Annotated in this window: 19 protein-coding genes, 1 tRNA gene and 1 pseudogene; 13 read left to right on the forward strand and 8 right to left on the reverse strand. The window is 74.1% G+C overall.

Annotated elements, in window-relative coordinates:
- The first annotated feature begins 75 nt into the window (after positions 1 to 75).
- From ACFVSL_RS07525 to ACFVSL_RS07535, 3 genes and pseudogenes are all read left to right on the forward strand, one after another.
- Complete coding sequence (locus ACFVSL_RS07525) at positions 76 to 1,311, forward strand: cytidylyltransferase domain-containing protein (protein WP_386939847.1); 1,236 nt, start codon at positions 76 to 78, stop codon at positions 1,309 to 1,311.
- On the forward strand, positions 1,308 to 2,186 hold the full coding sequence (locus tag ACFVSL_RS07530; protein WP_386939849.1) for an N-acetylneuraminate synthase family protein: 879 nt from the start codon (positions 1,308 to 1,310) through the stop codon (positions 2,184 to 2,186). Before ACFVSL_RS07525 ends, ACFVSL_RS07530 begins: the two co-directional genes overlap by 4 nt.
- Positions 2,183 to 3,274, forward strand: a pseudogene (locus ACFVSL_RS07535) (DUF6716 putative glycosyltransferase); the annotation flags it as partial. The gene ACFVSL_RS07530 and the pseudogene ACFVSL_RS07535, both read left to right, overlap by 4 nt.
- Before the next feature lie 204 nt (positions 3,275 to 3,478).
- Here ACFVSL_RS07535 and ACFVSL_RS07540 read toward each other — a convergent pair.
- Together ACFVSL_RS07540 and ACFVSL_RS07545 are read right to left on the reverse strand one after the other, a co-directional pair.
- Complete coding sequence (locus ACFVSL_RS07540) at positions 3,479 to 4,015, reverse strand: gamma carbonic anhydrase family protein (protein ID WP_386939851.1); 537 nt, start codon at positions 4,013 to 4,015, stop codon at positions 3,479 to 3,481.
- A 9-nt stretch (positions 4,016 to 4,024) separates the two neighbouring features.
- On the reverse strand, positions 4,025 to 5,272 hold the full coding sequence (locus ACFVSL_RS07545; RefSeq protein ID WP_386939853.1) for an APC family permease: 1,248 nt from the start codon (positions 5,270 to 5,272) through the stop codon (positions 4,025 to 4,027).
- Positions 5,273 to 5,327: 55 nt separating this feature from the next.
- Between ACFVSL_RS07545 and ACFVSL_RS07550 the strand changes: the two genes are divergently transcribed.
- Together ACFVSL_RS07550 and ACFVSL_RS07555 are read left to right on the forward strand one after the other, a co-directional pair.
- The gene (locus tag ACFVSL_RS07550; RefSeq protein ID WP_386939854.1) at positions 5,328 to 5,828 is read left to right on the forward strand and encodes a YbaK/EbsC family protein; all 501 of its coding nucleotides are present in this window, start codon (positions 5,328 to 5,330) and stop codon (positions 5,826 to 5,828) included.
- 382 nt (positions 5,829 to 6,210) lie between these two features.
- A complete protein-coding gene (locus ACFVSL_RS07555) occupies positions 6,211 to 6,840 on the forward strand; it encodes a helix-turn-helix domain-containing protein (protein WP_386939856.1) in 630 nt (209 codons plus the stop codon).
- Positions 6,841 to 6,856: 16 nt separating this feature from the next.
- On the opposite strand, the gene galK is transcribed toward ACFVSL_RS07555, so the two are convergent.
- A complete protein-coding gene (galK, locus tag ACFVSL_RS07560; protein WP_386939858.1) occupies positions 6,857 to 8,035 on the reverse strand; it encodes a galactokinase in 1,179 nt (392 codons plus the stop codon).
- Positions 8,032 to 9,192, reverse strand: a complete 1,161-nt coding sequence (galT, locus tag ACFVSL_RS07565) for a galactose-1-phosphate uridylyltransferase (protein WP_386941125.1) — start codon at positions 9,190 to 9,192, stop codon at positions 8,032 to 8,034. Before galT ends, galK begins: the two co-directional genes overlap by 4 nt.
- Before the next feature lie 89 nt (positions 9,193 to 9,281).
- Here galT and ACFVSL_RS07570 point away from each other — a divergent pair, with 89 nt between their 5' ends.
- The gene (locus ACFVSL_RS07570; protein ID WP_386939860.1) at positions 9,282 to 10,124 is read left to right on the forward strand and encodes a DeoR/GlpR family DNA-binding transcription regulator; all 843 of its coding nucleotides are present in this window, start codon (positions 9,282 to 9,284) and stop codon (positions 10,122 to 10,124) included.
- Complete coding sequence (locus ACFVSL_RS07575; RefSeq protein WP_386939862.1) at positions 10,121 to 11,053, forward strand: aldose 1-epimerase family protein; 933 nt, start codon at positions 10,121 to 10,123, stop codon at positions 11,051 to 11,053. The genes ACFVSL_RS07570 and ACFVSL_RS07575 overlap by 4 nt, the downstream gene beginning before the upstream one ends.
- Positions 11,054 to 11,059: 6 nt before the next feature.
- Here ACFVSL_RS07575 and ACFVSL_RS07580 read toward each other — a convergent pair whose 3' ends face one another.
- Positions 11,060 to 12,235 carry a MarP family serine protease gene (locus ACFVSL_RS07580; RefSeq protein WP_386939864.1) on the reverse strand — a complete coding sequence of 392 codons (1,176 nt, stop codon included), beginning with the start codon at positions 12,233 to 12,235 and terminating at the stop codon, positions 11,060 to 11,062.
- Between the two features lie 271 nt (positions 12,236 to 12,506).
- Here ACFVSL_RS07580 and ACFVSL_RS07585 point away from each other — a divergent pair, with 271 nt between their 5' ends.
- Entirely contained in the window at positions 12,507 to 13,556 is a 1,050-nt protein-coding gene (locus tag ACFVSL_RS07585; RefSeq protein WP_386939866.1) for an LLM class F420-dependent oxidoreductase, read from the forward strand.
- 176 nt (positions 13,557 to 13,732) lie between these two features.
- Positions 13,733 to 13,915 (forward strand): YegP family protein, encoded by a 183-nt coding sequence (locus tag ACFVSL_RS07590; protein WP_386939867.1) that lies wholly within the window; start codon positions 13,733 to 13,735, stop codon positions 13,913 to 13,915.
- A 64-nt stretch (positions 13,916 to 13,979) separates the two neighbouring features.
- Here ACFVSL_RS07590 and ACFVSL_RS07595 read toward each other — a convergent pair whose 3' ends face one another.
- Entirely contained in the window at positions 13,980 to 15,152 is a 1,173-nt protein-coding gene (locus ACFVSL_RS07595) for a hypothetical protein (protein WP_386939869.1), read from the reverse strand.
- Positions 15,153 to 15,320: 168 nt separating this feature from the next.
- Here ACFVSL_RS07595 and ACFVSL_RS07600 point away from each other — a divergent pair, with 168 nt between their 5' ends.
- Both ACFVSL_RS07600 and ACFVSL_RS07605 read left to right on the forward strand, forming a co-directional pair.
- Positions 15,321 to 16,607: a sensor histidine kinase gene (locus tag ACFVSL_RS07600; RefSeq protein ID WP_386939870.1), complete on the forward strand. Its 1,287-nt coding sequence runs from the start codon at positions 15,321 to 15,323 to the stop codon at positions 16,605 to 16,607.
- Positions 16,597 to 17,259, forward strand: a complete 663-nt coding sequence (locus ACFVSL_RS07605) for a response regulator (protein ID WP_386939871.1) — start codon at positions 16,597 to 16,599, stop codon at positions 17,257 to 17,259. Before ACFVSL_RS07600 ends, ACFVSL_RS07605 begins: the two co-directional genes overlap by 11 nt.
- A 101-nt stretch (positions 17,260 to 17,360) precedes the next feature.
- Here the strand turns inward: ACFVSL_RS07605 and ACFVSL_RS07610 are convergent.
- Positions 17,361 to 17,435, reverse strand: a tRNA-Lys gene (locus ACFVSL_RS07610).
- Here ACFVSL_RS07610 and ACFVSL_RS07615 point away from each other — a divergent pair.
- Complete coding sequence (locus ACFVSL_RS07615) at positions 17,436 to 17,912, forward strand: hypothetical protein (RefSeq protein ID WP_386939872.1); 477 nt, start codon at positions 17,436 to 17,438, stop codon at positions 17,910 to 17,912. It begins immediately after the preceding tRNA gene.
- An 82-nt stretch (positions 17,913 to 17,994) separates the two neighbouring features.
- On the opposite strand, the gene ACFVSL_RS07620 is transcribed toward ACFVSL_RS07615, so the two are convergent.
- Positions 17,995 to 19,119, reverse strand: coding sequence for a ScyD/ScyE family protein (locus ACFVSL_RS07620; RefSeq protein WP_386939874.1), 1,125 nt, complete (start codon positions 19,117 to 19,119; stop codon positions 17,995 to 17,997).
- A 116-nt stretch (positions 19,120 to 19,235) separates the two neighbouring features.
- Between ACFVSL_RS07620 and ACFVSL_RS07625 the strand changes: the two genes are divergently transcribed.
- Positions 19,236 to 19,874: a DNA-directed RNA polymerase subunit beta gene (locus ACFVSL_RS07625; protein WP_386939876.1), complete on the forward strand. Its 639-nt coding sequence runs from the start codon at positions 19,236 to 19,238 to the stop codon at positions 19,872 to 19,874.
- Positions 19,875 to 19,997: the final 123 nt, after the last annotated feature.

Raw genomic sequence — 19,997 nt, forward strand, 5'->3', positions numbered from 1 at the left:
CCCGCGCACCACCCGTTCACCCGACCGCAACGCGGGCGCCACCGGCGCGCCACCCGGGCTCCGTAGCCTGCCCGCATGGCCCTGCCGCACTCGGAACTGCATGACGTCGCCGTCGCGATCATCCCGGCGCGCGGCGGATCGAAGGGGCTGCCGGGCAAGAACCTGATGCGCCTCGGCGGGGTCTCCCTCGTCGGACGCGCGGTCGCCGCGGCGCGCGCAGCGCGCACGGTGGGCACGGTGCTCGTCTCGACCGACGACGAGGAGATCGCGCGGGTCGCCCGTGCGGCGGGCGCCGAGGTCGTCGACCGGCCGGCCGAGCTCGCCGGCGACGCCGCCTCCTCGGAGTCGGCGCTGCTCCACGCGCTCGACGAGCACTTCGACGGCGGAGCCGTGCCGCCGGTGACGCTCTTCATCCAGGCGACCTCGCCCTTCATCGACCCCTCCGACCTCGACGCCGCGGTCACGCGGGTCGCGAGCCACGAGGCCGACAGCGTGTTCGCCGCCGTCGAGAGCCACGCGTTCCTCTGGCGGGCCGCAGGCGACGGCGCGGTGTTCGGCGCGAACCACGACGCCGGGGTGCGCCGCCGCAGGCAGGATCGCGAGCCCGAGTTCCGCGAGACCGGGGCGTTCACCGCGATGCGGACCGCGGGTTTCCGGGCGGCGCGGCACCGCTTCTTCGGGCGCATCGCCCCGCAGCTCGTGCCCGCCCTGCACGGCGTCGACATCGACACGGCCGCCGACCTCGTCGTCGCGCGGGCCCTCGTCGAGCTCATCGACCGCCCCGCGGCCGTCGTCGACGTCGATGCGGTGGTCACCGACTTCGACGGCGTGCACACCGACGACACCGCCTGGGTCGACACCGACGGGCGCGAGCTCGTGCGCGTCAGCCGCAGCGACGGGCAGGGCGTGGCGCGCCTCCGCGCAGCGGGGGTTCCGGTGCTCGTGCTGTCGGCCGAGGAGAATCCCGTCGTCGCCGCGCGGGCGGCGAAGCTGCGGGTGGAGGTCCTCCAGGGGGTTCGCGACAAGGGGCCGGTGCTCGCCGAGTGGGCGGCGGCGCGGGGCATCCCGCTCGAACGCATCGCCTACCTCGGCAACGACGTCGGCGACCTGCCCGCGCTCGCCCTCGTCGGCTGGCCGGTCGCCGTCGCCGACGCCGTACCGGAGGTGCGCGACGCCGCGCGCGTCGTGCTCGAGGCCCGCGGGGGCGCGGGCGCCGTGCGCGAGCTCGCCGAGCTCGTCCTGGCGGCGCGCCCCGGCGCGCCCGCCCCGACTCCGTCACCACGAACCGAACACGAGGGAGCACTCGCATGACCGCCATCCGCATCGGCCGATCCGTGATCGGGCCGGGTCTCCCCGTCTACGTGATCGGGGAGATCGGCCTCAACCACAACGGCGACGTCGAGATCGCCAAGCGGCTCATCGACGTCGCCGCCGAGGCGGGCGCGCAGGCCGTCAAGTTCCAGAAGCGCACGCCCGAGATCGCGACGCCCGAGCACATGCGGGATGTCCCGCGCGAGACGCCGTGGGGCACGATGAGCTACCTCGACTACCGGTACCGGGTCGAGTTCGGCGAGGCCGAGTACCTCGAGATCGCGTCCTACGCGATCCGCGCTGGGCTCGACTGGTTCGCCTCCCCGTGGGACGTGCCGTCGGTCGAGTTCCTCGAGCGGCTCGACGTGGTCGCGTACAAGGTCGCCTCGGCGTCGGTCACCGACCTCGCGCTGCTCGAGGCCATCGCGGCGACCGGCAAGCCGGTCATCTGCTCGACGGGCATGTCGACGCTCGACGAGATCGACCGGGCCGTCGAGGTGCTCGGCACCCAGCGGCTCGTGCTGCTGCACGCGACCTCCAGCTACCCCATGCCGCCCGAGGAGGCGAACCTCCGCACGATCGACACGCTGCAGCGGCGCTACCCGGGCGTGCCCGTCGGCTACTCGGGGCACGAGCGCGGCCTCCAGATCTCGCTCGCTGCCGTCGCGCTCGGCGCGGTCGCCGTCGAACGGCACATCACGCTCGACCGTGCGATGTGGGGCTCCGACCAGGCGGCGTCGCTCGAACCGACCGGCTTCGAGCACCTCGTGCGCGACATCCGCGTCATCGGCGAGGCCATGGGCGACGGCGTGAAGCGCGTGTTCCCCGGCGAGGAGGCGCCGCGGGCGAAGCTCCGCCGGGTGCCCGCGCTGTGACGGCGCCGCGCCGGCGGCTCGTCGTCGTCGCCGACTCGGACTCGTACGTGAAGTGGGGCGCGGCGTTCGCCTCGCGCCTGCCCGACGGGTGGGGGTCCGAACTCGTCGTCCTGACCACACCCGTCCTGCCGAGCGATCGCCAGTTCGCCGCCGCGCTCGACGGCACCGGGTTCTCGGCGCGCTCGGTGCGACGGCTGAGCCTCGACGGGCTCGCCGCCCGGCTCGCGAGCCGCAGGCCCGACGCGGTCCTGCTCGCCCTCCGCGGTCCGCTCGTGCGGGTCGTCGCGCCGATCGTCGGGGCGCTGCCCGACCGCCCGGTGATCGTGAGCGGCTTCCCGGGGCTCACCATTCCGGCCGAGCCGAAGGCGATCGTCTACCGCGAGCAGGCCGACCTGCTCGTGCTGCACAGCCGGCGCGAGGTGCGCGAGTTCCGGGCGAACGCGCTCGCGCTCGACGTTCCGGTCGAGTTCTGCCTCGCGACGCTGCCGTTCCTGTCGGGGCGCGAGGCTGCGCTCGAGGCTGCCGACGTGGATGCCACGGGCCCGGCGCCTGCGGCGGCCGAGGGGCGGCACGGCGGCGACCTCGTGTTCGCGGCGCAGGCGAAGGTCCCCGCGCAGCGGGAGGACCGGATCCGGGTGCTGGGCTGGCTCGCCGAGGCCGCACGGAAGCGGCCCGGTCGCCGGGTGGTCGTGAAGGTGCGCGCTCGCCGCGGCGAGGCGCAGACGCACGCAGAGGCGTACGACTACGCCGAGCTCCTCGCCGACCCCGAGGTTCGAGCGGCCGTCGGCGGTGCGCCGCCGCCGAACCTGGTCGTGCTCGACGGTCCGATGGCGCGGTGCCTCGACGACGCGGCGATGCTCGTGACGGTCAGCTCGACCGCGGTGCTCGAGGCGGTCGCCGCGGGGGTTCCTGCGATCGTGGTCGACGAGTTCGGCGTCGAGCCGAAGCTCATCAACACGGTGTTCGCGGGCAGCGGCCTCTTCGCCGGGGCTGAGGCGATCACCGGATGGGCGCCGCAGCGCCCGGATCGGGCCTGGCTCGACGACAACTACTTCCACGGCGAGGCGGCCGACGACTGGGCCGAGCGGCTCGAGGAGCTCCTCCTGCTCCGGCAGGCCGGGGCCCTGCCGTTCCGGAGCCGTCGCTACAACCTGACCGGGGGTGCGCTGCGCCGCGCCTTCGAACGCAAGCGCATGCTCGGGCACTACGACCGATCGCTGGCGGGTTCGGTCTCGCTGGCGTTCGCGCTCCCGGCGCGCTGGGTCGTGCGGCGGGCGCGCGCCGCGCGACGCCTAGTCGCTCGCGGCGGTGTGCTCGTCGACGTGCGCGAGGTAGGCGGCGGCGTTGCGCCGGATGCCGTCGCGCTCCGCGTCGGTGAGCTCGCGGCGCACCTTCCCGGGGACGCCCGCGACCAGTGAGCCTGCGGGCACGACCGTGCCCTCGAGCACGACGGCGCCCGCCGCGACGAGCGAGCCCTCGCCGATGACGGCGCCGTTCAGCACGGTCGCGCCCATGCCGATGAGGCAGTCGTCCTCGACGGTGCAGCCGTGCAGCACGGCGCCGTGCCCGACCGAGACGCCCCGTCCCACGGTGAGCGGGTAGCCGGCGTCGACGTGGCACACGACGGTGTCCTGCAGGTTGGAGCCGGCGCCGAGCACGATCGGCTCGGCCTCGGCGCGCAGCACCGCGTTGTACCAGACGCTCGAGCCCTCCTCGAGGCGGACGTCGCCGACGATCACCGCGCCGGGGGCGACGAACGCCGAGTCGGAGATCACGGGCGCCGGGATGCCGGCGAGGGCGATGATGCGGGCGGAGGGGTCTGCGGCCATGCTCCGAGCCTATCGACGGCGGCGCGCCGCGGTGATGAGTCGCCAGCAGACGCCGACGATGAAGACGGCGACGCCGGCGACGATCGAGGTCGGCGGCAGGGTGACGACGAGCACGAGGCATCCGACCGCCCCGACCGCCGACAGCGCTCGGGGAACCCTGCGCTCGACGGCCGGCTGCGTGAGCGCCGCGAGGTTCGCGACGAGGTAGTAGCCGAGCACGCCGAACGAGGAGAATCCGATGGCCTCGCGGAGCTCGACGGTGAGCACGAGTGCGACGATGACGACGGCGACGACGATCTCGGCGACGTGCGGCACCCGGGTGCGCGGGTGAACGGCGGCGAGCCGGTGCGGCAGCTCGCCGTCGCGGGCCATCGCGAGGGCGGTGCGACCGATGCCCGCGATGAGGGCGAGCAGCGCGCCGAGCGCCGCCGCGGCCGCGGCGACCCGCACGAGGGGTGCCGCCGCCGGCCACCCAGCGGCCTCGACGAGGTCGACGAGCGGGGCGGTCGATGCCGCGAGGGCCGGTGCGCCGAGCGTGGCGAGCAGCACGAGCGCGACGAGCGCGTAGAGGAGGAGCGCGACGAGGAAGGCGATCGAGATCGCGCGCGGGATGGTGCGCGCGGGGTCGCGTACCTCCTCGCCGAGCGTGGCGATGCGGGCGTAGCCGGCGAAGGCGAAGAAGATCAGGCCCGCCGACTGGAGGATCCCGGGCCAGCCCGAGTCGAGGAGGCCCTCGAGCGGGATGCCGCGCTGCAGGACCTCGCCCGCGCCGGCGGAGACGACGAGGAGCAGCACGAGCACGACGAAGCCCACGATGATCGCCGCGACGCGTGCCGTCCGGGTGATGCCGCGCAGGTTGACCCCGGCCAGCACGACGACGGCGGCGGCGGCGAGCGGCCGCTGCCACTCGGTCGGCACGAGGTAGGCGGCGAAGGTCATGGCCATCGCCGCGCAGCTCGCCGTCTTGCCGATGACGAAGCCCCATCCGGCGAGGAACCCGGGCCACGCCCCGAGACGTTCGCGGCCGTATCGGTACGCGCCGCCCGACTCGGGATACCGCGCCGCGAGCTGGGCGGTCGAGCTCGCGTTGGCGAACGCCACGAAGGCCGCGATCGCGAGCCCGAGGAGGAGGCCGGAGCCCGCGGCCGCCGCGGCCGGTGCGAACACGGTGAACACCCCCGCGCCGATCATCGCGGCGAGTCCGATCACGACGGCATCGCGGGTGCCGAGGCGCCTGGCGAGTTCCGGTGTGGTCACGGGCGCACTCTACGCCACACGGGTATCGCGTCGGTGGCGCCCCTAGGATCGGAGGATGAGCTCGTCGACGCCCTCGTCCATGCCCTCGCACCCGGCGGTCGAACGCGTCGCCGCGTCGCTCTCCGCGCACGGCCTGGAGCCCGAGATCGTCTGGTTCGACGACGCGGTGACGACCGCGCCCCTCGCGGCCGCCGCGCTCGGGGTCGAGGTCGGCCAGATCGCGAACTCGCTCGTCTTCACCCTCGACGGTGAGCCCCTCCTCGTCCTCACCTCGGGTGCGCATCGCGTCGACACCGAGTGGCTCGGCGCCGAGCTCGGCGGAACGATCGGCCGAGCCTCGAAGGAGCTCGTGAAGCACGCGACCGGGCAGGTCATCGGCGGGGTCGCCCCACTCGGCCACCCGGCCCCGGTGCGCACGATCGTCGACACCGACCTCGCGGGTTACCCCGTCGTCTGGGCGGCGGCGGGCCACGCCAAGACCGTCTTCCCGACGACCTTCGACGAACTCGTGCGGATCACGGGCGGAACTCCCCGCCCGGTCGAGCCCGCCGCGTAGATCTCGAGGACCCGCTGCACGTGCTCTCTCGCCCGGCGTTCGCCCGCTCGCATGACCTGATGTCGAGTCGTTGGGCGCCGTGGCCCGCGGCCCCGGTGCTCTGACACTGAGTCGTCCGGTGGGTCGCCCCTGGCTCCCGCTCCCGTGGGCGTTCTGACACTGAGTCGCCGAACGACTCAGCGTCCGAGTCATCGGGTGCGGGCGTGAGCGCGAGGCTGAGTCGCCGGGCGGGTCAGTGTCGGAGTAGCGCGGACGTTGGTCGCCCGGGCGGCCGAAGGCCGCGATGCGGGCGCGTGATTCGAACCACGATGTCGGTGGTGCGGCCCACGATGGAGCTCCGTCGCCGAGGTCGGCGCGGGGGTGGAGACCGGAGGAGGCCGCCATGACGAACGAGGTCGCGAAGCATGGACAGCGGCTCGCGCGTGGGTGCCTCGACGTGGCGGGCCTGGTACTGCGTGTACGTCGCGCTGCGGACCTCAGCCAGCGCGAACTCGCAGCGGCCCTGGGCATCGGGCAATCGACGATCGCCCGGCTCGAAACCGGAAGGAGCGACCCCCGAGTCGGCGAGCTCGAGCGCGTGCTCGCGGTCGCAGGCATGCGCCTCGCCGTCGTCGACGCCGCGAACGAGCCTGTCGCCCCCGTCCCGTTCGACGAACTGCGCGATCACGGCGGTCGGCGCTCGCCTGCGCATCTCGATGCGCGGCCGCCGCACGATCCTCCGTGGCTTCGGTTGGCCGAGCCTCGTTACGACCGTCCGGAGCCGGGGGTCTGGTTCCACCACCGGCGTCGGCGCGACGAACGGAGGTCGGAGCTCGGTATCGGAGCCGAGCATGACCACCCGACGGCGCACGAGCTCCGCTCCCATCACGCGCGTTCACAGGCGGAGCGGTTGGAGCAGGCCCGACGACGAGGCCTTCGTGACTCGATCCGTCTGGACGACTGCGTGTGCATCGAGGCGTGCTGGCATGACGGGGAATGCGCCGCGGAGTGCGCCTGCGCCTGCGACGCCTGACCGCGACCGATCAAGCTCAGACGTCGCGGCGGGTTCCCTGCGAGGCGCGGACGGTGAAGATCGAGGGCTCGCGGTAGCCGTGCTCGGCGAACGCGGCAGCGACCTCGCGCGACACGATCGGCACCAGTGCGTCGATCATGAGCGCGATCGCCGAACCGCCGAACCCGCCTCCGGTCATGCGGGCGCCGATCGCCCCGTTCGCCTGGGCCGTGGCGACCGCGAGGTCGAGCTCGGGCACGGAGATCTCGAAGTCGTCGCGCATGGAGACGTGCGAGGCATCCAGGAGGGGGCCGATCGCCCCCGGCCCCTGCTCGTGCAGCGTGCGCACCGTGTCGAGCACGCGCTGGTTCTCGGTCACGACGTGCCGCACCCGGCGGAACGTCTCCTCGTCGAGCAGCTCGGCGGCACGTGCGAGGTCGCCCTCGTGGAGCTCGCGCAGCGACTCGACGCCGAGCGCCTCGGCACCCGCCTCGCACGAGGCGCGGCGCGCGGCGTAGCCGCCCGTGGCGTGCGCGTGCGACACGCGGGTGTCGATGACGAGGAGGCTCAGCCCCGCCGCGGCGAATCCGAGCGGGATCACCTCGGCGTCGAGGCTCCGGCAGTCGAGGAACACCCCGGAGTCGGCCTCGCCGAGCAGCGACGCCGACTGGTCCATGATGCCCGTCGGGGCGCCGACCACCCGGTTCTCGGCCAGGCGACCGACCTTCGCGAGCGTGGGGCGGTCGAGGCCGATCTCCCAGTGCTCGTCGAGCGCCAGGGCGACGGCGCTCTCGATCGCCGCCGACGACGACAGCCCGGCGCCGACCGGCACGTCGGACGCGACGTAGAGATCGACCCCGCGCACGGCCGAGAGGTCGGCGCCGAACTCGCCGAGCGCCCACGCCACGCCGAGCGGGTACGCCGCCCATCCGTCGACCGCCTCGGGCGTCAGCTGATCGAGGTCGATCTCGACCGCCTCGGGCGCGAAGCTCGTCGCGACGCGGAGCATCCGGTCGTCGCGCTCGCCGAGCGCGACCGCGGTGCGCTGCTCGATCGCGAAGGGGAACACGAACCCGTCGTTGTAGTCGGTGTGCTCGCCGATGAGATTCACCCGCCCGGGCGACGACCACACGCCGATCGGGCGCCGGCCGAACCACTCGGCGAAGCCGTGCTGCGCCTGCGCCACCGGGTCGATCGATCCCGTCGTCTCGCTCATTCCGATGCCCTCCCGATCGCGGCGCGCAGCGCCTCCGCCTGCGTCTCGGGGGGAACGTCCCCGATCCATGCTCCCATCGCGGCCTCCGAGCCGGCGAGGTACTTCAGCTTGTCGTGCCCGCGCCGCGGGCTCGTGAGCTGCAGCATGAGCCGCACCTCGTCGCGCCGCGTGTGCACGGGGGCCTGGTGCCAGGCCGCGATGTACGGCGTCGGGGTGTCGTACAGCGCGTCGACGCCGCGCAGCAGCCGCCGGTAGAGCACGGCGAGCTCGTCGCGCTCGGCGAGGCTCGTCCCCGCGAGATCGGGCACGTGCCGGTGGGGGAGCAGGTGCACCTCGATCGGCCAGCGCGCGGCGAACGGCACGAAGGCGCTCCAGTGCTCGCCCTCGAGCACGAGCCGGGGCCCGCCGCGCTCGCGCTCGAGCAGGTCGGCGAAGAGGGAGGGGCCGTAGGAGTCGATCGACGCGAGCAGCCGCTCGGTGCGCGGGGTCACGTACGGGTACGAGTAGATCTGCCCGTGGGGGTGGCCGAGGGTCACGCCGATCTCGCGCCCGCGGTTCTCGAACGGGAACACCTGCTGCACCCCCGGCAGTGCCGAGAGGGCCGCGGTGCGTTGCGCCCAGGCCTCGATCACGGTGCGCGCGCGCGTCACGGTCTGGGTGCCGAAGGAGCCCTCGTGCTCGGGGCTGAAGCAGACGACCTCGCAGCGGCCGACCGACGGACGGCGGCGTTCGAGCCCGACCCGGCGCAGCTCGCCGAGTGCACCCTTCGGGTCGGCGTCCCCGGCCGCACCGAGCTCGGGACCGAACGAGGGAGAGCGGTTCTCGAAGACGGCGACGTCGTAGCGGCTCGGGATCTCCGACGGGTTGCCGGGCGACTGCGGCGAGAGCGGGTCGAGCTCGGCGGGCGGCAGCACGACGCGGTGCTGGCGGGCGGCCGCGATCGAGACCCACTCGCCGGTCAGCGGATCCTGCCGCATCTCGGCCGTCGGGGGCCGTGGCGCGAGCTCGCGCGCGTCGATCGCGCGCTCGGCGGGCAGTCGCGTGCCGGCGTCGTCGAAGTAGATGAGCTCGCGGCCGTCGGCGAGGGTCGTCGGGCGCACGGCGATGCGCGGGTCGATCACGGTCGCGGATGCCTCGCCGCCGGGGTCGCTCGTCAGGGTCACGCGGCACACGATACGCGACTTTCGTTCTGCAAACAAACGCCTTTCGTATTGCAAAGTGGGCCTCGTGCCCGGATGATCGAACCATGGACGACGACCCGCAGCTCGACGCGCCCCGCCGGCGCGAGCTCGCCCTCGCGCTCGTCGCCGAGCGGGGGTTCGTGCGCGTCGCGGAGCTCAGCCGCGCCTTCGGCGTGACGACCGTCACCGCCCGCGCCGACCTCGACGCGCTCGAACGCCAGGGCGGCATCCGCCGCGTCCACGGCGGGGCCGTGCCCGTCGGCGCCGCCCTCGGCGATGCGCGCCCCGAGCGCGAACCGAGCTTCGAGGAGGCGCTCGAGGCATCCGTCGAACCGAAGCGGCGCATCGGCGAGCACGTCGCGGGCCTCGTGCGCAGCGGCCAGAGCCTCATCCTCGACGTCGGCACCACCACGCTGCAGGTCGCGCGGGCCCTGCGCCGGCGCACCGATCTCGACGACCTCGTCGTGTTCACCAACGGCCTCTCGATCGCGCTCGAGCTCGAGGCCGAGATCCCTCGATTCCAGGTCGTCGTGACCGGCGGCACGCTGCGCCCGCGCCAGCACTCCCTCGTCGACCCGCTCGCCGGTTCGCTGCTGCAGAGCGTGCACGTCGACCTCGCCGTGATCGGCTGCAACGGCGTCGACCCCGTGCACGGCGTCACCAACGCCAACCTCCCCGAGGCCGGGGTGAAGTCGCTCATGCTGCAGCGCGCGGCACGCGCCGTCGTCGTGGCCGACGGCTCGAAGCTCGGCGAGGTGCACCTCGGTCGCGTCGGCCCGGTCGACGCGTTCGACGCCCTCGTCACGGATGCCGCGGCACCCTCCGCGGTCGTGGCCGAGCTCGAGGAGGCCGGACTCGCGGTGGTCACCGCTCACGGCCCCGACGCAGCCCATAGAGTTGAGGCATGACCCAACCCACGGGCGAGCAGTTCGTGCTCGAGACGACGACGTCGAGCGGCCAGATCAGGGCCACCGTCACCGCGGTCGCCGCGGGGCTTCGCACGCTCAGCATCAACGGCATCGACCTCGTGCCGCCCTACGGCGAGGACCAGTCGCCGCCGATGGCCGCCGGCATCGTGCTCGTGCCGTGGCCGAACCGCATCCGCGACGGTCGGTGGAGCCACGACGGCGTCGAACACCAGCTCGCGATCACCGAGCCCGCGCGCGGCAACGCCATCCACGGGCTGCTCCGCCACACCGAGTACCAGCCCATCGCGCGCGACCGCGACTCGGTCACGCTCGCCGCCCGCATCTACCCGCAGTCGGGCTACCCGTACCTGCTCGGCACCGCCGTGCACTACGAGCTCGTCGCCGACGGGCTCAGGGTCACGCACTTCGTCGAGAACCTCGGCGGCGAGGCGGCGCCGGTGGCGATCGGCACCCACCCCTACCTCAAGATCGGCGGCGTGCCGACCTCCGAGCTGACCCTGCGCCTCGACGCCGCGAGCCACATCGAGGTCGACGAGCGGCTCCTGCCGACCGGCGAGGTGCCGGTCGACGGCACCGAGTGGGACTTCCGCGAGGGGCGCCGCGTCGGCGAGCTGCAGCTCGACGACGCGTTCGGCGAGCTCGCGAGCGACGACGGGCAGGTGCTGCACTCGCTCACCGCACCCGACGGACGCAGCGTCTCGGTGTGGGCGGACGACGAGTTCGGCTACGTGCAGGTGTACACCTCGCGCGCCTTCCCCGGCGAGGACGGCGAGATCGCGATCGCGATCGAGCCGATGACCGCGCCGGCCGAGGCGTTCAACTCGGGCCGCGGCCTGCGCTGGCTCGGTCCGGGCGAGGAGTGGCAGCTCAGCTGGGGCATCCGCTTCGAGGGCTTCAGCGCCGACTGACCCGGCTCAGGCCGCGCACGCCCCCGAGTCGACCGCCTCCGTGAGCGTCGGCGCCGTCTCTGCGAGCGGTGCGAGCGTCGAGATCGGGATGGCGAAGCCGACCGTCGCGACCGACTCCGATCGCGCGAAGACGACCCCCGCGACCTCGCCGTCGGCCGACAGCACGGGGCCGCCCGAGTTGCCGTGGTCGACGTCGGCCGAGAGCGTGAGCACTTCGCGGGTCGAGGTGCGTCCGCCCTCCTGCAGGGTGAGCGGGCCGCTCGCGGCCACTCGGCCCGGCCGGAGCTCGAGCGGCCCGCCGAAGGGGTAGCCGGCGACCGCGACCTCGTCGCCGAGCGCGGGCTCGTCGAGCGGGAGCGGCGCCGCGGCGAGCCCGTCGACCGCGATCACCGCGAGGTCGTGCTCGGCGTCGAACGCGACGACGCGGCCCGCGACGGCCGGCAGCCCGGGCGCCTCGACGATCGGCTCGTCGACCCCCGCGACGACGTGGGCGTTCGTGACGATCCGGTCGTCGGCGACGACGAACCCGCTGCCCGAGAGGTTCGCACCGCATTCGAAGGCCGTGCCGGTGATGCGCACGACCGAACGCGAGGCCGCGGCGAGGGCCGGGCTGTCGATCGTGCCGCTCGGCGGAGGTTCGGTCGGCAGGGGGGTGTCGAGCACCTGGACGAGCCAGGGCAGCGCCTCGCCGAGCGCGGCGGTGCGGAGCTCGGCCATCACCGACTTGGCGGGGGCAGGGGTCACCTGGTCGAGTGCGCGCAGCACGTTCGAGCCGGCGACCGCGGGCGAGAGCACGGGCACGCCGAGCGCCGAGACCCCCGAGGCGACGAGCGCGACGACGAAGGCGGTGACGAGGAGGTTGCCGATCGCCCCGAGCACCCGGTCGAGCACGCCGAGCTTCACCGCCCGCGCGCCGCTGCGCAGCGCCCGGCCGACGATCGCGCCGAGCCAGGCGCCGAGCGACAGCAGGATCAGCGCGGTGACGAGCGCGACCGGCGCCCGCCACTCGGGGGCGGGAACCAGCCCGGCGACCCAGGGCATGACGAAGTAGGCGGCGACGCCGCCGGCGACGAGGCCGACGAGCCCGGCGGCGGTGCGCAGGAGCCCGGCGCGCGCGCCGTGGACGACCGCGCCGATGAAGACGAGCACGAGGAGCAGGTCGAGCAGCAGGCTCCAGAGCATCGCACCTCCAGACGGGGATCGGGGTCGGGTCCAGCCTGAGACATCCACCTCTGAGACTGCTGCGAGCCCCCGGCGCCGTCTGCGTCGGCGATGGACGGGGCGATCGTCGACCGCGCGGCCCGGGGTTGTGCGCTGCCCACTCGACAGCGCGGGTGCGTCGCCGCGCGGTGGTGGAACCCGCACAAGCGGCGCGGCCGTCCCGAGCCCGTCGCGTAGGGTCTGAGGTGCCCGCGCGCACCCGCCGGGCAGCCCCGACGAAGAGGAGTCACGGATGCGCGTCGGCATGTTCCTGAACTACGCGGGCGGCTTCCGCGAGGCGGCCGACGAGGTCGCCGAGCTCGAGGCCGCCGGTGTCGACCTCGTCGTCGTGCCCGAGGCGTACTCGTTCGACGCGGTCAGCCAGCTCGGGTTCCTCGCGGCGCGCACCGAGCGGATGACGCTCATGAGCGGCATCCTGCAGCTCTACACGCGCACGCCCACGCTCACGGCGATGACCGCAGCCGGCCTCGACTACGTCTCGGGCGGCCGCTTCGAGCTCGGCATCGGCGCCTCGGGGCCGCAGGTGATCGAGGGGTTCCACGGCGTGAAGTACGACGCCCCGCTCGGCCGCGTGCGCGAGATCGTCGAGGTCTGCCGCATGACGTGGCTGCGCGAGCCCGTCGTCCACCAGGGGCGCAACTACACGATCCCGCTGCCGGCGGGCGAGGGCACCGGACTCGGCAAGCCGCTGAAGCTCATCAACCACCCGGTGCGCGAGCGCATCCCGATCACCGTCGCCTCGCTCGGGCAGAAGTCGGTGGCGCAGACCGCCGAGATCGCCGACGGCTGGCTGCCGATGTTCTACCACCCCGAGCGGGCCGCGGAGGTCTGGGGCGACGCGCTCGCCGCCGGCACCGCGAAGCGCGCTCCCGAGCGCGCTCCCCTCGACGTCTTCGCGAGCCCGGCGCTCGCGATCACCGAGCAGCCCGAGCTCATCGCCGCCGCCATCGACGCGGTGAGGCCCCAGCTCGGGCTCTACATCGGCGGAATGGGGGCACGGGGCAAGAACTTCTACAACGACCTCATCGCGAGCTACGGCTTCGCGGCGGAGGCCGCCCGCATCCAGGACCTCTACCTCGACGGGCGCAAGGCCGAGGCGATCGCCGCGGTGCCCGACGAGCTCGTGCGCGCGGTCTCGCTCATCGGGCCGGCGGGGCACGTCGCCGAGCGGGTCGCCGCGTTCGCCGAGTCGGGCGTGACGACGCTCGCCGTCACGCCCCTCGGGCGCACCTCGGCCGAGCGCGTCGCGCTGATGGCCGGGCTCCGCGCGATCGCGGGCTGAACGGGCCGTCGCCTCGAGCCGCGCGCCCGTCGCGGGCGGGGGTCGCCGGGCGGATGTCCCGGGCCCCGCGTGTCCCCGAAGTGGGGGCCGCAGGCTCTGGTGTCGAGGGGAACTCATGGCTAGCGTTGGAGCTGCACGCGAGGTTGCGTGCAGGGGAACCAATGGGAGGGGCCGCCATGGCGGGAACGTTCGAGCTCTCCACGGATGCGAGCGGCGAGGTCCGCTTCCGTCTGGCGTCCTCCGGCAGGCGGGTGATCGCCGCCTCGCAGGGCCGCACGACGGGGGCCGCCGCGCACGACGGGATCGGCTCGGTGCGCACGCGCGCCACCGTCGCCGAACCCGTCGACCGCACCGAGTGACTCGAACGACCGCCGGGCGGTGCCCATGGCCTCGCCGGTGCGGTGGTGCGCGACCGGCGACGGGTCAGCCGAGCGCAGCCGCGTCGCCCGTTCCGCTCTCGCCGCGCCGCTCGGCCGCGTAGGCCCACACCGCGAGGGCGAGCATCGGGCCCCAGAACCAGAGCGGCAGCACGAGGTCGAAGACGATGACGTCGACGATCGAGTCCGCGCCGAGCGACAGCATGAACACCGGCACGGCCGAGATCGTGATGATCGTCGCGGCGGCGAGACCCGGAACAACGGCGAGCCGCGCCGGCACCGGCCGGCCGCCGAGCCCGGGCATCCACCGCGGGAACACGCGGCCCCAGGGCAGGATGAGGCCGAGCGTGAGCACGCACGCCGCGGCCGCGCCCGCGCCCAGCATGAGCCCGGTGGCGAGCACGGGCGGTGACAGCTCGCCCTCCGCGGGCGCGAAGAGCGGCCACGGGGTGAGCCAGCTCGCACGCACGACCGCGTACGGCAGCGGCCCGAGTGCGGCGAGCACGGTGAGCGCGCGACGGTGCCGGACGAGCCACGACTCGACGGCGCGCATCTCGCGCGTGGTCCGTCCCGCGACGACCGCGACGGCCGTCCACGCGAGCACCGCGGCGACCGAGACGGCCGAGACGGCGATGGGCAGCGCGTTGTCGACGAGCCCCGCACCGAACCTCGCGAGGAAGCTCGCGACGCCCTCCCATGTCAGCCCCGCCCACCACACCGCGACCCCGACGACGGCGAGGAGGAGCACGAGGAGCGGGACGCCGAGCCGCGGCGCCCGCACGAGGAGCACCGCCGTGGTGAGCACCCCCGCGACGACGGCGGCGAAGCCGAACAGGTACCCCGCGAAGGTGATGGTGCCGGCGTCGCCGAGGACGACGACGGTGGTCGCGGCGAGCACGGCCGCGGCACCGGCGACGAGGCGGGCGCGTCTGCCGAGCGCTTCCCTCGACAGGGCCGCGCCGGCGAGGAGGAGGCCCACGGCACCCGTCGCGACGACGACGGCGGCGAACCGCGCCGGCTCGAGCAGTGCGTTCGCGAGGCTCAGCGAGCCCGGCGCGGTGTACGGGTTCGCGGCGGGCACGAGCCACCAGGCGAGACCGATCGCCGTGATCGCGGCGGAGGCGACGAGCGCGAGCACCGCGAACGGGCGGAGCAGCCGGACTGCGGCATCCGGCGGGGCGGCGACCGATCCGGTCGCGGCTGGTCGGGTGGAGGTCATCGTGCACTCCTCTGCATCGGCGTCGGGGGAGCCCGTGGAGGCCCGGTCCCTGCGTCCCCGCCGACGTTCGGCCGGGTCGTCGACAGCGTCCCGCCTCGGGCGGGTCGCCCGCCTCACCCGATCGGGTGAGATGCGCACCGGCGACCCGCCGGTAGCGTGGGGCCGGTGATGGATGCCGCGACCGTGCGCCGAGCACCGGGCCTCGCCGACTGGGTGTGGGCCGCGGTGGGTGCGGCGGCGCTGCTGCCGATCACCGTCGCCGAGGTGCTGCGGGAGGCCGGACCCGCCGGAGCCGTGGTCTGGGCGGGCGTCGCGATCGCGCTGTTCGCGCTGCTGCACCTGTTCGTCGCGCTGCGGCGGCGGTGGCCTCGGGCGACGATCGCCGTGGCATCCGCGCTCATGCTGGGGCTCGCGGCCCTGAGCCTGCCCGGCATGCCCGGGCTCGCCGTGCTGCAGGCCAGTTCGCTCGTCTACCTCGTGTTCGTCTACGCGGCCGCGGCGAGCGACGACCGCATCGCCGGCATCGCCGGGCTCGCCCTCGGGCTCGCCGGCGCCGGGATCATCACGGGCCTCATGGTCCTCTCGGACCGCTCGAGCGACATCGGCATGGTCGCCACCCCGGGAGCGCTCCTCGCGCTCGCCGGATCGCTCGCCGCCGGGGTGGGCGTGGCCTGGGCGCTCGGACGCTACCGCCGTGAGACGCTGCGCAAGCGAGCCGCGCAGGAGCTCGCGCTCGCGCAGGCCGCCGAGCTGCGCCTGCAGGGCGAGCTGCGCGCGGTCGCCGAGGAGCGGCGCCGGATCGCCCGCGAGCTGCACGACGTCATCGCGCACTCGCTCGCGGTGATGGTCGCGCAGGCGGAGGCGTCGCGGCTCCTCGTGGGGCGCGACGACGAGCGGGCGCGCGGGGCGGTCGAGCACGTCGTCACGACCGGCCGTGCGGCGATGGCCGACATGCGCGGGCTGCTCGGGGCCCTCGCCGAGTCGTCGCGCGGCGACGACCGGGCGGTCCGCGAACCGAGCCCCGGCCTCGAGGCGCTGCCGCAGCTCGTCGAGCGCGCGCAGGCGCCGGGGCGCACCGCCGAGTCGGTCGTCGTCGGCGTCCCGGCGGAGGTGCGGCCCGGGGTCGGCCTGGCCGCGTACCGCGTCGTCCAGGAGTCGCTCACCAACACGATCCGGCATGCGCCGCCGCCGACGTACTCGCGGGTGACGCTCGACTGGGGCCCAGCTGCGCTCACCGTCACCGTCGACGACGACGGGCGCGACGTCGGGCACGATGCCGGCAGGGTGCCGCGGGACCCCGGCCCCGGCCGCGGCCTGCGCGGCATGCGCGATCGCGTCGAGCAGCTCGGCGGCGCCTTCGAGGCCGGCCCCAGGGAGGATGCCGCGGGCTGGCGCGTCGTCGCGCGGCTTCCCGTCGGCAACGGCCCCGCGACGGAGGTGCCAGGTGACCGGTGACCCGCGGATCCGCGTCGCGCTCGCCGACGATCAGGAGCTCATGCGCTCGGCGCTCGAGATCATGCTCGAGGACCCGCCCGACCTCGAGCTCGTCGTGCAGGCCTCCGACGGCGTCGAGCTGCTCGAACTGCTGCGCGCGCACCGCGCCGACGTGGTCGTGATGGACGTGCGGATGCCCCGGCTCGACGGCATCGAGGCGACGCGGCGGGTGCGGGCGGAGCATCCCGGCACTCGTGTGCTCGTGCTGACGACCTTCGATCTCGACGAGCTCGTGTTCGCCGCCATTCGAGCCGGTGCCAGCGGGTTTCTGACCAAGGACGCCTCCGCCGAGGAGCTGGCGGCGGCGATCCGGGCCGTCAACGCCGGCGACGCGACCCTCGCGCCGCGTGCGACGGCCAGCCTCGTCGACTTCGTGGCGAAGGCGCCGGCCGCCCCCGACGCCGAGGCACTGCTCGCGCCGCTCACGGCGCGCGAACGCGACGTGCTCGCCGAGCTGGTCGTCGGTGCCTCGAACGACGAGATCGCCGAACGCCTCCACCTCACCGGCAACACCGTGAAGACGCACGTCAAGGCGATCCTCGCGAAGCTCGGGCTGCCCGATCGCGTGCACGTCGTCATCTGGGCGTACGAGCAGGGGCTCGTGGCGCGCTGAGGGCGGCCGTCCGCTCGGGACAGGATGTCGGTGGTCGAAGATATCTTCGAACGAAGGAGGTCGTCGATGACAAACGCCCGTGCTGTGGAGCCCGACCCTGGTGGTGCCCCCGGGGAATTCCGACATCCCGACCCGCTGATTAAAAGTCAGCTGCTCTGCCTCTGAGCTACGGGGGCGTGAACGTGACGCAGAAGCGCTGCTACCGCTGCAAGCAGTCTAGGCCACTCGACGAGTTCAACCGGCTCAAGTCGGCTCGAGACGGTCTGACCAAGCTCTGCAGAGAGTGCAATCGTCAGAAGGCCCGCGAGTACTACGCCAAGAATCGCGAGGCACATGTGCGCGTGATCATGGCGAGGAAGGCGCAGCAGCGGCGGCTCGCCCTCGACGCCGTCGGCGCGTACCTCAGCGCGCACCCGTGCCTCGACTGCGGCGAGTCCGACCTCAGGGTGCTCGACTTCGACCATCGCGCGGGGTGCGACAAGTCCGCCGAGGTGATGCGTCTCGCGCAGAACGGCTACTCGGTCCGCAAGGTCATGAGCGAGATCGCGAAATGCGACGTGCGCTGCCGCAACTGCCACGCGAAGATCACCTACGAGCGCTCCGGTGAGAACTGGCGCACGGCGTTCATGCGGCGGGCCGCCGACGGCGGATGAGCCGCTCCCGGCGCGGCGAAACGGCCGGCCACCGGCTTTCACCGGTGTCCGGCCGCTCGCCACCTCGGGCCGGGTCGCAGCTTCAGCCTCGACGGCTGTGCGCGGTGCCCTTGAGCGGCACAACGGTCAGCTTGCCGCCCTCCTCCGAGAGTGCCTCGGTCGTCACGTAGAGCTGTTCGGCGCGCACCGAGACCGCCGCGGGCATCATGGCGTCGATCACGCCGGTCGCCTCGTCGGCCCCGGGGGCGACGATCGCGACCTGTCCCAGGCCCTCCGGGCCTCCGAACAGCTCGGCGACGTAGATCGTGCCGTTCGGGGCGACGGCGAGGTTGGTGGCTCCGTTGAAGCCGCTCGCCACCGGCACGATGTCGCCGGTCGCGGGGTTCACCTTCACGACGGTGCCGCGCGGTCCGAACGCCGGGCTCTCCTCGCCGCCGGGCAGGCTCGTGACGTACAGCCAGCCGTCGGGGCCGAGCTCGACGTCGGTCGGCACCGGCTCGGTGCGATAGGGGTGGCCGGCGACGCAGGCGGGCCAGCCGTACTGCGCGCCGAACCCGGGCGGCACCGTGATCGGCGCCGACGGGGGCAGCACGGCGACGGTCGACACCTCGCCGTCCTCGACCGCGAGGATCGCGTTGGCGCCCGCGTCGGCGATGTAGACGGTGTCGCCGACGACGGTCGAGCCGTACGCGTGGGTGTCGACGATGCCGGTGTAGTGCGGCTCGCCGATCGGCGGGAACTCCGGGAACCCGGTGAACTGCGCCTCGCACTCGGGCGACAGGTCCGAGAAGCCGTAGGTGTTGACCGCATCGGGGTTCTCGCTCGCCTCGTAGCCGGCGAGGTCGGCGACGAACGTCGAGGTGCCGTTCGTCAGCGCGTAGAGGCCCGCCTCGACGTGGTCGTGGCCGCCGCGCATGTAGTAGATCGTCGAGCCCGAGATCGCGGGGGCCGAGATCTCCTCGCCGGGTGCCACGGCGAGCGTCGACGCGGTGCCCTTCTTGTCGATGCCCGAGAGGAGGCCGGCGAAGTTGCCCGAGACCACGGCGCTGCCGTCGTTCGCGACGGCGAGCCCGAGCGGGCCGGGCAACCCGCTCGCACGGGTCTCGGGGGTGCCGGGTGCCGGTGCGGCGGCCGCGGGCGCGGCGATGGCGGCGGTCGCGACGAGCACGGCCGCCGCAGAGGCGGTGAGGATGCTTCGAGTACGCATGGTTCGCAGGCTATTCCCGTTGCCGTGGTGCCGACGCCCCCAGTGCGGGCGGCCCCAGTGCGGGGGATCACCCGTTCCGGGGGACAGTCGCAGGGAGCGCGGGTATCCTGTTCCGAATGGCCGCCGACTTCCACCGCCCCACCCGGTTCCCTCCCGCACTCTTCGACGGCTTCGTCGGCGGCGACGATCCGGCACGGCTGAACCGGGCGGCGCACGACACCGCGGCGGCGCTCCTCGCCCGCGTCCGGGCGAACCCCGACCCCGAGATCGTCGCGCGGCTGATCGCCTACACCGACCTGCACGGCATCGACGCGATCGCCGAGCTCTGGTCGGGCTCGTCGGCGAAGAGCCTGCCGGGCGCGCTCTGGCGCATCTACCTCCTGCGCACGCTCATCGGGCAGGACGCCGAGGCGCTGAGCCTCGCCTACCGACGCGGTGCAGAGGTCTCGCACACGATCGACCAGGTCGTGGCGGGGGCGGCCGCGCCCACCGGTCCCGACGAGGTGCGCGAGCTGGCCGACCGGGTGCTGCACGGGGTCTTCACGGGCGACTTCGCCGTCGCGCTCGAGCGCGCCGCGGCGTTCGCGAGGGTGACCTCGGCCGGGTTCACGAGTCTCGCCGACGACGCGGATGCCACGGATGCCGTGCACCCCGAGCGCTCGGGCGCGCTCACCCGACGAGCGCTGCGCCTCACCGAGCTCGCCGACGAGCTCGGCGCCTGCGCCCGCCTCTGGCGGCGTGACGCCCTCGACTGAGCCGCGTCCGACGGCGAGGCTCGTTCCGGTGCCGACTGCGATGGCCTCCGCTGACGCCGCCGGGAATGAACCGGCACTCGACGTCGTTTAGACTGTCTGAGGCCGGCCGCAGTAACCCCGGGC

Source organism: Agromyces sp. NPDC058064, assembly GCF_042885275.1.
In the GTDB taxonomy this organism is placed as follows: domain Bacteria; phylum Actinomycetota; class Actinomycetes; order Actinomycetales; family Microbacteriaceae; genus Agromyces.

Excerpts from the sequence above, each read along its gene's own strand:
- ACFVSL_RS07525 (WP_386939847.1), top strand. The coding sequence starts at position 76 with ATGGCCCTGCCGCACTCGGAACTGCATGACGTCGCCGTCGCGATCATC.
- ACFVSL_RS07530 (WP_386939849.1), top strand. The coding sequence starts at position 1,308 with ATGACCGCCATCCGCATCGGCCGATCCGTGATCGGGCCGGGTCTCCCC.
- ACFVSL_RS07540 (WP_386939851.1), bottom strand. The coding sequence starts at position 4,015 with ATGGCCGCAGACCCCTCCGCCCGCATCATCGCCCTCGCCGGCATCCCG.
- ACFVSL_RS07550 (WP_386939854.1), top strand. The coding sequence starts at position 5,328 with ATGAGCTCGTCGACGCCCTCGTCCATGCCCTCGCACCCGGCGGTCGAA.
- ACFVSL_RS07555 (WP_386939856.1), top strand. The coding sequence starts at position 6,211 with ATGACGAACGAGGTCGCGAAGCATGGACAGCGGCTCGCGCGTGGGTGC.
- galK (WP_386939858.1), bottom strand. The coding sequence starts at position 8,035 with ATGAGCGAGACGACGGGATCGATCGACCCGGTGGCGCAGGCGCAGCAC.
- ACFVSL_RS07570 (WP_386939860.1), top strand. The coding sequence starts at position 9,282 with ATGGACGACGACCCGCAGCTCGACGCGCCCCGCCGGCGCGAGCTCGCC.
- ACFVSL_RS07575 (WP_386939862.1), top strand. The coding sequence starts at position 10,121 with ATGACCCAACCCACGGGCGAGCAGTTCGTGCTCGAGACGACGACGTCG.
- ACFVSL_RS07580 (WP_386939864.1), bottom strand. The coding sequence starts at position 12,235 with ATGCTCTGGAGCCTGCTGCTCGACCTGCTCCTCGTGCTCGTCTTCATC.
- ACFVSL_RS07585 (WP_386939866.1), top strand. The coding sequence starts at position 12,507 with ATGCGCGTCGGCATGTTCCTGAACTACGCGGGCGGCTTCCGCGAGGCG.
- ACFVSL_RS07590 (WP_386939867.1), top strand. The coding sequence starts at position 13,733 with ATGGCGGGAACGTTCGAGCTCTCCACGGATGCGAGCGGCGAGGTCCGC.
- ACFVSL_RS07595 (WP_386939869.1), bottom strand. The coding sequence starts at position 15,152 with ATGACCTCCACCCGACCAGCCGCGACCGGATCGGTCGCCGCCCCGCCG.
- ACFVSL_RS07600 (WP_386939870.1), top strand. The coding sequence starts at position 15,321 with ATGGATGCCGCGACCGTGCGCCGAGCACCGGGCCTCGCCGACTGGGTG.
- ACFVSL_RS07620 (WP_386939874.1), bottom strand. The coding sequence starts at position 19,119 with ATGCGTACTCGAAGCATCCTCACCGCCTCTGCGGCGGCCGTGCTCGTC.
- ACFVSL_RS07625 (WP_386939876.1), top strand. The coding sequence starts at position 19,236 with ATGGCCGCCGACTTCCACCGCCCCACCCGGTTCCCTCCCGCACTCTTC.